The organism is Halanaerobium saccharolyticum subsp. saccharolyticum DSM 6643 (assembly GCF_000350165.1).
Classification (GTDB): domain Bacteria; phylum Bacillota; class Halanaerobiia; order Halanaerobiales; family Halanaerobiaceae; genus Halanaerobium; species Halanaerobium saccharolyticum.
Genome location: NZ_CAUI01000005.1, coordinates 749,678 through 764,195 on the forward strand (window position 1 = coordinate 749,678; position 14,518 = coordinate 764,195).

A 14,518-nucleotide genomic window follows, 5' to 3' on the forward strand; every position below is an offset into this window, starting at 1 on the left:
GGGTGATTATCTGTGGAACAGATACTGATGGTTGAAGATGAAAAGGAGCTGGCCCGAGTAACTAAAGATTATTTTGGCAGTCGTGGTTATTTATTAAAAGTAATTAATGATGGGCAGGAAGCACTAGATTATCTGAGTTTAAATTTAGACTCAGTAAAGCTGCTGATACTGGATATTATGCTGCCTGGAGTTGATGGTCTGACTATCTGTGAAAAAGTAAGGCAGCAGTCGAATATACCGATTATAATACTCAGTGCCCGTACAGGTGAGGAAGTTAGAATTACCGGGATTGAACTTGGAGCAGATGATTATTTAGAAAAACCATATTCAATTAAAGAATTATTTGTCAGGGTTAAATCCCAGTTGAGAAGAGCTTATGAACTGCAGCTTAAATTGAGTAAAATAAGAGCGGCTAATATTGTGCTTGATCTTGGCGGCAGACAGCTCTATCTTGATGATCAACCTGTAAATCTGGCAGTTAAAGAATTTGAATTACTAAAAATTTTGATCCAGAACAAAGGTCGGGTAGTAAATAAAGATAAACTTTTTAATCAAGTCTGGGGAATTGATAGTGATAGCGATTTTTCAACTTTGACAGTTCATATCAATAAATTGAGAGAAAAGATAGAAAAAAATCCTAAAAAACCAGAACTTATCAAAACAGTCTGGGGTATAGGTTACAGATTTGAGGCAGAATCATGAAAAAAATAATTATGATCAGCCTTATATTATGGATACTTTCCTTATTTCTTCTTTATTTTACAGTCAATCAAGCGGAGCTTCAGAGCCAGGATTATCTGGTAAATATCAATAGAATTCAGAACTGGGTTGAGACTCAAGAACTGGAAAATCTAAACCGAGAGCTTGAGCTTTCAGATTTTAGTTCAGAAGAACTTGGAAATATAACTGCAGTAAAAATTATAGATCTAAAAAATTTAAATCAGAATACAGCCCAGGAATTTTTAGCAGTAGAATTAGATGATTATCGTTATCTTTATAGATATTTGGCTGGGAAAGAGCAGCTGGTTAGATATCAGCTTCAGCTAAATGAAAATTCTTCTTTCATTAATTTTATTTATGCTGGCTTACTGCTGACTTTAATTTTTAGCTTTTTTCTAAGTTTTTATTATAAAAATGAAAAAGAAATAATTGTACCACTTAAAAATGCTTCAGAACTGCCGGAAAAAATGGCCTTAGGACAGCTAAAATCACTTAAGATTAAGACTAAAAATAAGTATTTAAAAAAACTTAGCTGGGGTCTCGATATGCTGCAGGAAAAATTAAAAGCAGAAAAAGAAAAAAATTATCAGCTTGAAAAAGACCACAAAACAATGGTGGCTGGTCTGGCACATGATATTAGAACTCCACTCAGTACTATAAAAAACTATGCCATAGCTCTGGAAGAAGAAGTTTACACAGAAGCAGAAGCTATTAAAAGAGCCTTAAAAATTATAATCTCAAGAACTGATGAAATAGAAAGACTGAGCCGGAAATTAATTAAATCCTCAGAAAAAGATTTAGAATTTGATAGTTTTGAAGCTGAAAATCAGGAGCTTTACTTAAACGAGATTCATTCTAAACTGATTAATATTATTTCTGAAAAAACAGAAAGGCTGCCTCTTAAATTTGAGGCGGAAAGTCCACCAGAAAATCTACTTTTAAAGGCAGATCTTAATTTGCTCGATCAGCTCTTTAACAATATTGTAGATAATGCAATTAAATATGGTGATTTAAAAAAATTAAATCTAAGTTATAGTTCGGAAGATTACTATCAGCTTTTAGAACTAGAGAATACAGGAACTCATATTCCTGAAAAAGAGTTAAAACATATATTTAACAGCTATTACCGGGGCTCAAATGCTGAGGCTGAGTCTGGTTTTGGACTGGGGCTCTTTATTTCTAAAAAAATCATGACTTCTTTAAAGGGAGATATTTATGCTCAAAATACTGCTGAAGGTGTTAAAATAGTTCTGGTCTTTAAAATAGCCTAAATTTAATCTAAATTATTGAAAATAAAAATTAAGCCCGGCAGTTGTGTTCAGTAGAAGTTAAATAATATGGAGATGAATTAATGGAAAATAAGAACCTTTTTAATAAAAATTTTGTACTTGTAATTTTGGGACAGTTGATTTCAATCTTTGCCAATTCAGTTTTGCGTTTTGCCCTGCCACTATATATTTTAGATCTAACAGGTTCCACAGCAGTTTTTGGGATTATTCTGGCTGCAGCAGCAGTGCCACCTATAATTTTTTCACCTTTAGGTGGGATTCTGGCAGATAGATGCAACCGCAGAAATATAATGGTTTCACTTGATTTTTTAACAGCGATAATTATAGGTATTTTTGCTTTTTTAATTATGCAGGAGTCAGCAGTAATAGTGATTACAATTTTAATGATTCTCTTTGCTGTAATCCAAGCTTTTTATCAGCCGGCAGTGCAGGCCAGCATTCCGGTTATAGTTTCTAAATCTAATTTAGAAGAAGCAAATGGGATAGTCAGCCTGGTTAATGCCATTTCCAGTCTGATGGGACCGGTGGTGGCTGGAGTTCTTTATTCAATTTTTAGTATTCAGGATTTAATGTTTACAGCTGTCTTATTATTTATGCTGGCTGCAGTAATGGAATTATTTATTTATATTAACTTTGAGCGGGAAAAGAGCAGGCAGGGGATTTTTGAAATTATCAGTTCTGATCTGAGCCTGAGTTTAAAATTTATTCGCGAGGATAATCCAATTATGTTGAAAGTTATGTTTATCACTGCTGCCATGAATTTATTTTTAACCTCAATGATTTTAGTTGGACTGCCGGCTATGATCAAAATTGCTCTGGGTCTAAGCAGTCAGCTTTATGGTTTTGCAGAAGCAACAATGGCAGCTGGCATGATAGCAGGAGCTCTGGCTGCAGGTTCTTTAGGCAAAAAGGTGGGGGCCCCTGATTCATATAAATTTTTAGCTCTGGCAGCTTTTGGACTGCTGCCTATTGCCGCTGTATTTTCTTTTAATTTTACTCCAATGCTGATCTATTATGTAATTTTAATCAGTACTTTTATAATGTCTTCAGCAATAACTGTTTTTACTGTAATTATGATGTCTTTTATCCAGCGGCAGACTCCAGATCATTTAATAGGCAAGGTCATCTCCTATATTCTGGTTATCAGTCAGTGTACACTGCCCTTTGGTCAGGCAATCTATGGTTTTGTATTCGAACACTTTAGCTATTCGATTAATGTAATTGTTTTTCTGACAGCTATTTTTAGTATTTTGACAGCTTTTTATTCCAAAAATATTTTTTCGAAATTTATCGAATCTAAATTTTCAGTTGTTTACCAAAATTAAATTGCAGTTTGATAAATACCCAGAGGCTCTTCTCTTATTGAGAGGGGCTTTATTTTTTTATTAAAGTAATATTTATAAAAATGATGATAAGGATTACTTATACTGCCGGTAGATTTAGTTATAACATTTTATACCAGAGCAAAAATAGTATAAAATGTTAGTATCAGAAAAAGTTTTGAGAAAAAATAAAAATTCAATTTTGATTATGATCACTGTTTTGACAGTAACTGTATCTTTTTTTGCAGGCTAGATAAATTAATTTCCCTAGAATTAATATCTAGACAATAAATATAGCAAAAAATATTTTATGCCCACATCTAAAAAATTAATTATTGGATGTGGGCATAAAGTATAAAATTAAGCAATAATTTATAAAGTTAAAATAATTTAAAAAATTACTTGACAATTAAAAAAATTTAGTTTATAATTTTAAATGTAATCAATTACATGAACTGACAGATAATTTTTAATATTTTATAAATCATAATAAATATCCTATAAATACTTATATTTGGGAATTAAATTCTATTATTCATTTTATTTATAATGTTTACAAAGTATTTGAAAAAATATGAACGGATAAAAAGTTTATTTTTTTAATTTAAAATGTAATCAATTACATTAGTTTAAATTTCAAGATTTTATAAGGTTAAGGAGGAAGAGAAAATGACAAAAAGAACAAAAAGGCTTAGAAATGAATTATTAGATACTACACCAGAAATCTGTACGGAAAGAGCTAGATATTTTACTGAGTCTATGAAAAAAACTGAAGGTAGTCCGATTGTTTTAAGAAGGGCTGAATCTTTCAAAGAAGTTTTGGAAAACATGAGTTTATATATTCGAAAGGGAGAGCTTATAGTTGGTAATCAGGCCAGCAGTCCTAGATCTGCTCCTGTTTTTCCAGAATATTCTGTAGAATGGATTGAAGACGAATTAAATGGTGAGCCCTATTACTTTAATGAACGCCCAAATGATGATTTTAATTACACTCAAAAAACTGAAAATGAATTGAGAGAAATAATTGATTATTGGAAGGGTAAAACTGTGCTCAAAAATTTAAGAAATTTAATTTCTGATGAAGCCAAAAAGGCCTGGGATATGGGAGCAATTGATGAGGGTTGGGTTTCAGAGGGTGGACTTGGTAATATACTTCCTGATTATGAACTTGTACTGGAAAATGGATTAAACGGATATATTAAAAAAGCAGAAAATGAATTATCAAAATTGGATTTAAAAGAACCGGGTGCAGCAAAGAAAAAATGGTTTTTAGATTCAGTTATTAAAACTAATAAAGCTGTAATCAGTTTTGCACATCGATTTGCTGATAAACTTGAAAAATTAAGCAGTGAAGTTAATGATGAGCTTAGAAAATCAGAACTTCTAGAAATGGCTGAAAACTGTAGAGTAGTTCCTGCAGATAAACCTAAGAATTTCTGGCAGGCAGTACAGGCGGTCTGGTTTGTTCATCTTGCAATTCAAATAGAAAGTAATGGTCATGCAATCTCTCTAGGTAGATTTGATCAATATCTTTATCCTTATTACAAGGCTGATCTAAAAGCAGGTAGAATTACTGCAGAAAAAGCTCAGGAAATCATTGAATCATTTTTTATTAAAGCAAATGAAGTAAATAAGCTGAGACCCTGGGGTGGAGCCAAGTTTTTCCCAGGTTATCATATGGCAGAAAATTTAGCTATAGGAGGACAGACTATCGATGGTAAAGATGCAGTCAATGAATTAACATATTTAATCTTAAACGCTACCGAAGAAATGGGCTTACCAAAACCCTCAGTCTCTTTAAAATGGTTTGAAGGTACAGATCAAGAATTTATGCACAGAGCCTTAGAAGTGGTAGATAATCACTCAGGTGGACAGCCTGCACTATATAATGATCCTGGTGTAATGAGAATGCTTAAAAATATGGGCATCGCTAATGATGATCTTTACAATTGGGCACCAGTTGGTTGTATAGAAGCTTCAATACCGGGCAAATGGGATTTTGCTGCAAAAGGAGCCTGGATAAATACTGCAAAAATATTTGAACTAACTATTAATAATGGTAGAGATCCAGAAAGTGGAATCCAAATACTAGCTGGTGATGGAAAACTTAGTGATTTTAAAAATATGAATGAAATTATGAAAGCATTTAAAAAACAGCTGCACTATTATATGGATCTGGCTGTAGCTGTAGAGCATCTAAATGACGAAGTTCATAAACAAAATGATATTAATGCTTTCCGTTCCTCATTAATTGAAGATTGTATTGGTAGAGCTAAGTCACTAATTGAGGGAGGATCAATTTATTCAGCAGATGGCGGCCCAACAGTTGGTGCTATGAGTGCTGGCGATTCGCTGGCAGCAATAGAAACTGCAGTTTTTGATAATAAGTGGATTACTTTAGAAGAACTTGAACATGCTCTAGCAAGTAATTTTGAAGATTTAACAACAACTCCTACCGGACCTGAAATCCAGGAATTATTGAAAAATAAAACACCTAAATTTGGAAATGATAATGATAAGGCAGATAAATGGACAGTAGAAATTAATGATTTTATGGGATCTACCATGCATAATGAGTATAAAAATTCTCGTTATGGAAAGGGACCAGTACCTGGAACTTATGCACTCAGTCAAAGCTCAGTAACAGGAAATGTAGCTTTTGGAAATTTTGTTGGTGCACTGCCAAATGGACGTAAAGCAAAGCAACCAATAAACAATGGTGTCTCACCTTCAACTGGGGCAGAAAGAAATGGTGCAGTAGCAACAATTAATTCAGTTAGTAAACTGCCCAGTATCTGGTTCCAGAAAGGTGCAATATTTAATATAAGGCTGAGCCCAAGCACTTTAAAAACAGCAGAAGGTAAAAAAAGAGTCTATGCACTTGTAAAAACCTTATTCGAAAATAAACAGTATCATGTGCAATTTAATGTGGTTGGAACCGAAACACTGCTCGATGCCCAAAAGAATCCTGAAAACTATAGAGATTTAATGGTAAGAGTAGCAGGATATAGTGCCTTTTTTGCTCCCTTAAACGAAGATCTTCAAGAAGATATAATCCAGAGAACAAAATTTGATGAAGCGACTGCATAGATTATAAATTTAATGTGAGGAGATTGAAGATGACTATTTCAGATCGGAAGCATATTCTACAAAATAATAGTGACAACAAAACAGAAGAAATTAAAAATTTAAAGGGTATGATATTTGATATAAAGAGATTTGCTACAGGAGATGGACCAGGAATTAGAGGTTTAATATTTCTTAAGGGTTGTCCTCTTAGCTGTAAATGGTGTGCAAATCCAGAATCGCAGAAATTCCGATCTGAAATTATTTATTATAAAAACAACTGTGTGGGATGTGGTAAATGTATTAAAAGTTGTCAGTATGATGCAATCAATGAAGATGATAGTTTTGGTTTAGTAACTGATCAAGCAAAATGTGTCAATTGTGGAGATTGTGTAGAAGCCTGTTTACATGATGCAAGAGAAACAGTTGGGGAAGAAAAAAGTATCGAAGATCTGCTAAATTTAATTAGAAAAGATAGAAGTTTTTATGATAATTCTGGAGGCGGAATTACCTTAACTGGGGGAGAGCCACTTTTTCAATGTGAATTTACAGTGGAATTATTAAAGGCTTTTAAAAGAGAAAATATTCATACAGCAATTGAAACAACTGGCTATACATCTCAAGAATGTTTGGCGGCTGCAGTAGATTATCTGGATTTAATATTCTATGATTTTAAACATATTGATGACGATAAACATCAAGAGTACACAGGAGTCAGCAACCAAATCATTAAAGAAAATCTTCTTTGGTTAAATAATAATTTAAAAGAAGAAAAAATTATAATTCGAATTCCATATATACCGGGACACAATTCTGCAGTAGAAACACAAAAAAGAATGTATAAATATTTAAAACAGTTTGATAAGATAAAGCGGATCGAAATAATGCCATATCACCGTTTAGGAGCTGCAAAATATGAGGGTCTGGGTCTTGATTATGAGTTAAAAGAATTAGAGCCTGTGAAAAAAAAGGACCTCAACCATTTTGTTGAGTTAGGGGAAAAAATCGGAGTTAAGGTTCGTATTGACAGTAAATAAATATTTTACAATATCGACTTAAATCCTATATAATCAAAGAGTCGCAAGGAAATAAGAAACCCTAAATTATTATAAAGAGGTGGATAAAATGGCGCTGACAATCAGTGATATAGCTAAATTGAGTGATGTTTCAACGGCTACAGTTTCTAGAGTTATCAATTCTCCCGAAAAAGTTTCTGAATCAACCCGCAAAAAAGTAATGGAGGTAATTAAAAAGCACAATTATCAGCCAAGTGGACTGGCACAGAGTTTTAGGACCAAAAAAAGCAAAACCCTGGCCCTATTTATTTATGATATTGATAACCCTTTTTATGCAAAACTAATAAAAGAACTAAATAAAATGGCCTTTGATAGAGATTATACCCTGATTATTTGTGATACAGAAAATAATAAGGATAGAGAATTGGAGTATATTAATTATATTAATCAAAATAAGATAGAAGGTCTGATAATGACAGAAGGTATTTCTACAGATCATTTTAATAAATTGAATAATAATATGTATTTGGTCTGTATTGATAGAGATCTTGATTGCGAATTACCTTATTTAAGAGTTACAACTAATAACCGAGAAAGTGTTGCCAAAGCTATTGAATATTTAGTGAATTTAAACCATAGAAAGATTGCATTTGTAAGTGGTCCTAAAGATGTTAAGACCTCAATTGAAAGAAAAAAAGGTTATCTTGACATCATAAAAAAATATGAACTTCCTGTAGGTGATGATTATATTTACCAGGGTGATTTCAAAAGAGAAAGCGGTTCAAAAGCACTTGATTATTTTCTTTCATTAAGTGAGCTGCCTTCAGCTATATTTTGCAGTAATGATTTGATGGCCGAAGGATTATTAGCAAGAGCCTTATCTTTAAATATAGATATTCCTAATGAATTATCTCTGATAGGATTTGACGGAGTGTCTAAGGCACTTTATAAACCACTAACCACAATTAAACAGGATATTCATGGAATAGCCGAAACATCCATAAATGGTTTAATATCGATGATTGAAGGAGGGGTAAAAGGAAATACAGTTAAAGAAATTTCAGGAGAATTTTTAATTGGCGAAACTTGTAGAAGACTAAAAAGTGGGGAGGAATAATAAGTGAGCCAACTTTTAGAAATGAAAAATATTACAAAGATTTTTCCTGGTGTAAAAGCTCTTGATAAAGTTAATTTAAACTTAAGATCAGGAAAAACTCATATTTTACTTGGGGAAAATGGAGCAGGCAAATCAACTTTAATCAAAGTTTTATCCGGGGCTCATCAGCCTGAGTCGGGAGAAATATATATAAATGGTGAAAAAGCAGTAATAGCATCACCTTCTGATGCATTTAAGTATGGAATAAGTGTTATATATCAAGAATTTCAACTGGCACCTAATCTAACTATATATGAAAATATTTTTCTGGGTAGAGAATTAACAAATTCTTTTAACTTTATTAATAAACGAAAAAGTATTGTTAAAACTAAAGAAATGATGGATTTTGTCGGATTGGATATTACCCCAGGTACGCTGGTCAAGGACTTAACAATTGCTGAGAAACAGATGGTTGAAATTACTAAAGCTCTTGTTTTTGATTCTGATATTATAGTATTTGATGAACCAACAGCTACCCTGACAGATAAAGAAACTAAAAGATTATTTGAGATTATTCATCAGCTTGAAGAAGAAGGAATTGGAATTATCTACATATCCCATAGACTTGAGGAATTTAAAGAAGTAGGAGAAAAATGTACTATTTTAAGAGATGGCAAATATATTGATACAGTAGAACTAAAAGAAACTTCTAAAGAAGAATTGGTCAACTTGATGACAGGTAGAAAAATAAATAGAGATAAAAAAAGATGTGATATTTGTTCTCCAGATAAAATAGTACTGAAAGTAGAAAATTTAAATTACAAAGACAAAGTTAAAGGAGTATCTTTTCACCTTTGTGAAAAGGAAATTCTCGGAGTATCTGGATTGGTAGGGGCAGGTAGAACAGAGTTAGTGAAAACACTAATAGGTGAATATTCGAAAGATTCTGGAAAAACATACTTAAATAGTCAGGAAATTGAATTTAAATCACCTGCTGATGCAATAAAAAATAATCTGTTTTATCTTAGTGAAGACAGAAAAGATGAAGGTTTATTTTTAGGGCACAGTATAAGAAATAACATAACCATATCTTCTCTGAAAAGAGTGACAAATAAGGGTGTATTAAAAAGAAAACATGAAGAACAGATTTGTGATGACTTAATTAAGAATCTAAACATTAAGACTCCCAACATGCATACAGAAGCTTTGACTTTAAGTGGAGGAAATCAGCAGAAAGTAGTTATTGCAAAGGGTTTATGCAGGCAGGCTCAAATATACATTTTTGATGAACCTACTCGCGGTATTGATGTGGGTGCTAAAGAAGAAATTTACGAGATAATGGATCAGCTAATACAGGATGGATCCTCAATAATAATGATATCTTCAGATTTACCAGAGCTGCTAAGAATTTCGGATAGAATAATGGTTATGGCAGATGGCAGTTTGGTTGATACATTTAAGAATACTAAAAATTTAAGCCAGCAGAAAATATTATCTGCAGCAGTTGGGGGAGGAAAAAAATAATGTCTACGCTAGATAATACTAAAACAATGAACGGTGGTTTTTTAGCTAATGATAAGACTGTTCTGGATTATTTGAGTGATTATGGTATTTACTTAGGTTTTTTGATAATATTTGCAATTTTCTCAGTTGTCAGTTCATCTTTTTTTACAGTTTCAAATGTTTCAAATATTATTATTCAGTCTTCTATTATAGCTATTATAGCAATTGGTCAGACGGTTGTTATCTTAACTGAGGGTATAGATTTAAGTGTTGGTTCTATTGCAGCTTTTATAAGTATTGCTCTTGGTATAATGATGGTTGATCTTGGTATTGCAGTACCTCTTGCTCTATTTTTGAGTATTGTAATGGGAGCAATAATCGGATTAATTAATGGTTTTGTTATTTCATATGGTAAGGTACCGGCATTTATAACAACTCTTGGAATGATGAGTATTGCCAGAGGTGGGGCACTTGCAATTAATGGTGGAAGACCCGTTTCAATGCTGCCAAGATCTTTTGGAGTAATATCTTCGGCATCTGTATTTGGGATACCTATATTTATCATTTATGTAGCTGTATTTTATACTCTAATGTACTTTTTATTAACAAAACATAAACTAGGAAGATATATTTATGCAATTGGCGATAATAGTGAAGCTTCTCGATTATCTGGAATAAAGGTTAAGGCAGTTAAAACTTCAGCTTATATTTTTAGTGGCTTATTTGCTGCTATGGGTGGAATAATGCTGACAGCCAGATTAAATTATGCTTCACCAACTTCGGGCAGTGGATTTGAACTAGACGCGATAGCTGCAGTAGTAATTGGGGGTACTGCATTATCAGGAGGTCAGGGAAGTATCTTAGGTACTTTAGTTGGAGCATTAATTTTAGGAACATTAAGAAATGGTTTATCTATCCTAAATGTTCCGGGCTTTTATCAGCAGATAATTATTGGTGTTGTAATTATTGTTGCAGTCTTTTTTGATAAAATGAAAAGAGATTAAAATTTATTTATAAGTTATGTTTGTTAACTAAAGATAATATATGTATTTAATTATATATTATGTTACTAACTAGATCTAAGGGGATTTAGAGTTAGGTTGAAGGGTGAAACAGTTTTTATATTAAATTAGGGGGTAATATTAATGTTAAAAATGCAAAAATTATTAGTTATTTCTATGGTAGCTTTATTACTTATTAGTTTTTCTTTTGCTGTAGCTGCTCAGGAAATTAATATCGGTTTAATTCCAATGACTTTAAGTAATGAATACTTTATAGCTTTAATCAATGGTGCAGAGCAGAGAGCAGAATTATATGATGTTGAATTAACAGTTCAGGGACCACAGACTCATGCAGATGCTTTAGCACAGCTAGAACAGATGGAGAACATGATTTCAAGAGGAGTAGATGCAATAGTAATTGTTCCAAGTAGTTCTGAAGCACTTGCACCTGCCTTATTAAAAGCAGAAGAAGCTGGTATTCCAGTAATTAACCTGGATACTAAATTCAACCAGGAAACACTCGCTAATGCAGGAGTTTCTCCAATACCTTTTATCGGAACAGATAACTATGTTGGGGCTTTAGATGCAGGTAAATTAGCGCTTGAACTTCTTGATGGAGAAGGTCAGGTAGCAATTTTAGAAGGTATTTCTGGTCAGCAGAATACTTATGATAGAAAAAATGGTTTTATAGATGGTATGGAAAATAAATTAGATGTTGTGGCAACTCAAACTGCTGATTGGGAAGTAGAAAAAGGTTATAATGCTGCCCAAAATATTATGCAGGCAAATCCAGAATTAGATTTAATATTTGGTAGTAATGATGGAATGGCTATAGGTGCTTATAGAGCTATACTTGAAGCCGGTAAAGAAGATGAAATTTTTGTAATTGGTTATGATGCAGTTCCAGCAGCATTGGAAAGTGTTAAAGAAGGCGAATTATATGCAACAATTGCTCAGTTCCCTGCTGAAATGGGTAAACGCGGTATAGATGCTGCAATGCAAATAATTAATGGAGAACAGATTGCTCTAAAAGATTCTGAAAGCACAGTAACAACTCCAATTACTCAAGAGAATGTTGAAGCAATGATGAATTACCTGGATAATTATATAGACTAAACTAGGATAACAAAGTAGTAGAAAAATGTAGTAGAATTTAGAATCAGATTAAAGAAAAATATTTAGTAGTTAATTAAGAACATAAAAAAAGAATGTATCCAATTTAAATCCCCTTATCTAGTCAAAGTTTAATAAGTTGTAAAAAAGGATAAGTATTAATCTGGAGGCAGGATCAAAGATGGATAAAAATATATTTTTAGGAATAGATCTTGGTACAACTGGAACTAAGATAGTTGCTATGAATCACAAAGGAGAATTAATAAGATCTGAGTCGGCTGAGTACCAAATTTTGAACCCTGAGCAGCAGTTTGCAGAACAAAATCCTGATGACTGGTGGAATGCTGTAAAAAATCTAACAAATAAAATGTTTAAAGATAAACCTGAACTTAAAAATAGAATTGCTGCTGTTGGGATTGCCGGCCAGATGCATACCCATGTTTATCTAGACAAAGATAATAATCTTTTAAGAAATGCAATAACCTGGATGGATCAGAGAAGTCAATCAATTGTTGAGAGAATAAACAGTCAAGAAAAAAATAAGGAATTGATTTTTAAAATAACTGCAAATTTTTTGACTCCAACTTATACAGCTCCAAATATAATCTGGGTCAAAGAAAATCAACCTGAAATTTATGCTAAAACTAAAAAAATATTACTGGCAAAAGATTATGTTAAGTTTAAACTTTCTGGAGAAATGGTAACTGATTATTCCGATGCAGCAGGTACATTGTTATTTGACACTAAAAAGCTTGAGTGGTCAGATGAATTATTTGAGCTTTATCAGATTGAAAAATCATTAATGCCTTCCGCAGCACCTTCTGCATCAGTAATTGCTGAAATTAGTGAAAAAGCTGCAGAAATTACAGGTATCCCAGCCGGTACTCCAGTAATTAATGGTTCTGCAGATCATGCAGCAGCTGCTTTAGGAGCTGGAGTTACAGATCCTGGAGAAGTAGCAGCTATACTTGGAACAGCTGGTGTTATTTCTGTAGTCTCTGACAAAAGAATTGGAGATCCAGATGAACGAATATTCTGCTGGAATTATTGTTTAGAAGATAAATGGGTTAATTTAGCACCAATGCAGACAGCGGGAGCAGCCCTTAACTGGTTTAAAAATAATTTTGATAAGGATAATAAAGAAGCATTTGATAATTATAATCAAAATATCATTAAAATTGAAGCTGGCAGTGATGGACTTATTTTTCTTCCTTATTTAATGGGGGAGCGTTCACCTATCTGGGATTCAGATGCCAAAGGAGTATTTTTTGGTCTGCGGATGAATCACACAAAATATCATTTTGTAAAAGCCATTATGGAAGGAGTCAGTTTTGCCTTTAAAAATAATCTTGAAGTAATGGAAGAACTGGGTATTGAAATTAATGAGATGAAGTTTTTAGGTGGCGGCAGTAAAAGCGAAAACTGGATGGAGATTATGGCTGGAGTTCTTAATAAAAAAATTAAGGTGGTTATCGGTTCTGAAACTGGCGCCTTAGGAATTTCAATAATGTGTGGGTTAGCTCTAGGAATTTATGATTCTCCCAAACAGGCAGCAGAAATGCTTGCCTCAGAAAGCAGGGATTATTATAGAGAAAAAATGGATCAAAATTATAAGGAAAACTATGATAAGTTTAAAAAGCTTTATCTTAATTTAAAGCCATTATTTTAAATAGCTATCAATTAAATATTACATAAAAAAAATGGAGGAATATAATGAAATTAGAATTAGAAAGAATGAAAATTATGGAGTTTGGCAAGAAATTAGTAGATACCGGCCTGACTAAGGGGACAGGTGGTAACTTAAGTATTTATAACCCGGAAGAAGAATTAATGGCTATCAGCCCAACGGGAATCCCCTATTATGATATCAGATTAGAGGATATAGTGGTCATGGATCTTGAGGGTAATATAGTTGAAGGTGATAGACAGCCATCCAGTGAATATGAGATGCATAAAGTGTTTTACGAAAAAAGAGATGATATATTTGCTGTAGTTCACTGTCATTCAATTTATTCAACTACAATCTCAATCTTAAGAGAAGATTTACCTGCCTCTCATTACATGATTGCTTTAGCAGGAAAGAATGTTCGCTGTGCTGAATATGCAACATATGGCTCTCCGGAACTGGCAGTAAACGCCTTTGAAGCTATGAAGGATAGATATGCTGTAATCCTGGCCAATCACGGCCTACTGACCGGAGCCGACTGTATAGAAAATGCATTTAATACAGCAGAAGAATTAGAGTATGTAGCAGAAACATATTATAGAGCCAGAGCAATAGGAGAACCTGTAATTTTAGATGATCAGGAAATGGAAAAAATGCAGGAAAAGTTCAAACATTACGGACAGGCTAGATAAATAAAAAAATATAATTTAATAACATATTATTATA

At 32.9% G+C, this 14,518-nt stretch carries 11 protein-coding genes; all 11 read left to right on the forward strand.

The window, feature by feature from the left end; all coding sequences use genetic code 11:
* Positions 1–12: 12 nt before the first annotated feature.
* The 11 genes from HSACCH_RS03865 (at position 13) to HSACCH_RS03915 (ending at position 14,484) form a co-directional block, all read left to right on the forward strand.
* On the forward strand, positions 13–702 hold the full coding sequence (locus HSACCH_RS03865; protein WP_005487984.1) for a response regulator transcription factor: 690 nt from the start codon (positions 13–15) through the stop codon (positions 700–702).
* A complete protein-coding gene (locus HSACCH_RS03870) occupies positions 699–1,991 on the forward strand; it encodes a sensor histidine kinase (protein ID WP_005487991.1) in 1,293 nt (430 codons plus the stop codon). Before HSACCH_RS03865 ends, HSACCH_RS03870 begins: the two co-directional genes overlap by 4 nt.
* A gap of 80 nt (positions 1,992–2,071) precedes the next feature.
* Positions 2,072–3,334, forward strand: a complete 1,263-nt coding sequence (locus tag HSACCH_RS03875; protein ID WP_005487992.1) for an MFS transporter — start codon at positions 2,072–2,074, stop codon at positions 3,332–3,334.
* 666 nt (positions 3,335–4,000) lie between these two features.
* Positions 4,001–6,421: a glycyl radical protein gene (locus HSACCH_RS03880; RefSeq protein WP_005487993.1), complete on the forward strand. Its 2,421-nt coding sequence runs from the start codon at positions 4,001–4,003 to the stop codon at positions 6,419–6,421.
* A gap of 29 nt (positions 6,422–6,450) precedes the next feature.
* The gene (locus tag HSACCH_RS03885) at positions 6,451–7,434 is read left to right on the forward strand and encodes a glycyl-radical enzyme activating protein (RefSeq protein WP_005487994.1); all 984 of its coding nucleotides are present in this window, start codon (positions 6,451–6,453) and stop codon (positions 7,432–7,434) included.
* 88 nt (positions 7,435–7,522) lie between these two features.
* Positions 7,523–8,530, forward strand: coding sequence for a LacI family DNA-binding transcriptional regulator (locus HSACCH_RS03890; protein WP_005487995.1), 1,008 nt, complete (start codon positions 7,523–7,525; stop codon positions 8,528–8,530).
* 3 nt (positions 8,531–8,533) lie between these two features.
* The gene (locus HSACCH_RS03895; RefSeq protein WP_005487997.1) at positions 8,534–10,033 is read left to right on the forward strand and encodes a sugar ABC transporter ATP-binding protein; all 1,500 of its coding nucleotides are present in this window, start codon (positions 8,534–8,536) and stop codon (positions 10,031–10,033) included.
* Positions 10,033–11,016 carry an ABC transporter permease gene (locus HSACCH_RS03900; RefSeq protein ID WP_005487999.1) on the forward strand — a complete coding sequence of 328 codons (984 nt, stop codon included), beginning with the start codon at positions 10,033–10,035 and terminating at the stop codon, positions 11,014–11,016. The genes HSACCH_RS03895 and HSACCH_RS03900 overlap by 1 nt, the downstream gene beginning before the upstream one ends.
* A 141-nt stretch (positions 11,017–11,157) precedes the next feature.
* Entirely contained in the window at positions 11,158–12,129 is a 972-nt protein-coding gene (locus tag HSACCH_RS03905; protein WP_005488001.1) for a sugar ABC transporter substrate-binding protein, read from the forward strand.
* 178 nt (positions 12,130–12,307) lie between these two features.
* The gene (xylB, locus tag HSACCH_RS03910; protein ID WP_005488002.1) at positions 12,308–13,795 is read left to right on the forward strand and encodes a xylulokinase; all 1,488 of its coding nucleotides are present in this window, start codon (positions 12,308–12,310) and stop codon (positions 13,793–13,795) included.
* Between the two features lie 44 nt (positions 13,796–13,839).
* The gene (locus tag HSACCH_RS03915; RefSeq protein WP_005488004.1) at positions 13,840–14,484 is read left to right on the forward strand and encodes an L-fuculose-phosphate aldolase; all 645 of its coding nucleotides are present in this window, start codon (positions 13,840–13,842) and stop codon (positions 14,482–14,484) included.
* Positions 14,485–14,518 lie beyond the last annotated feature (34 nt).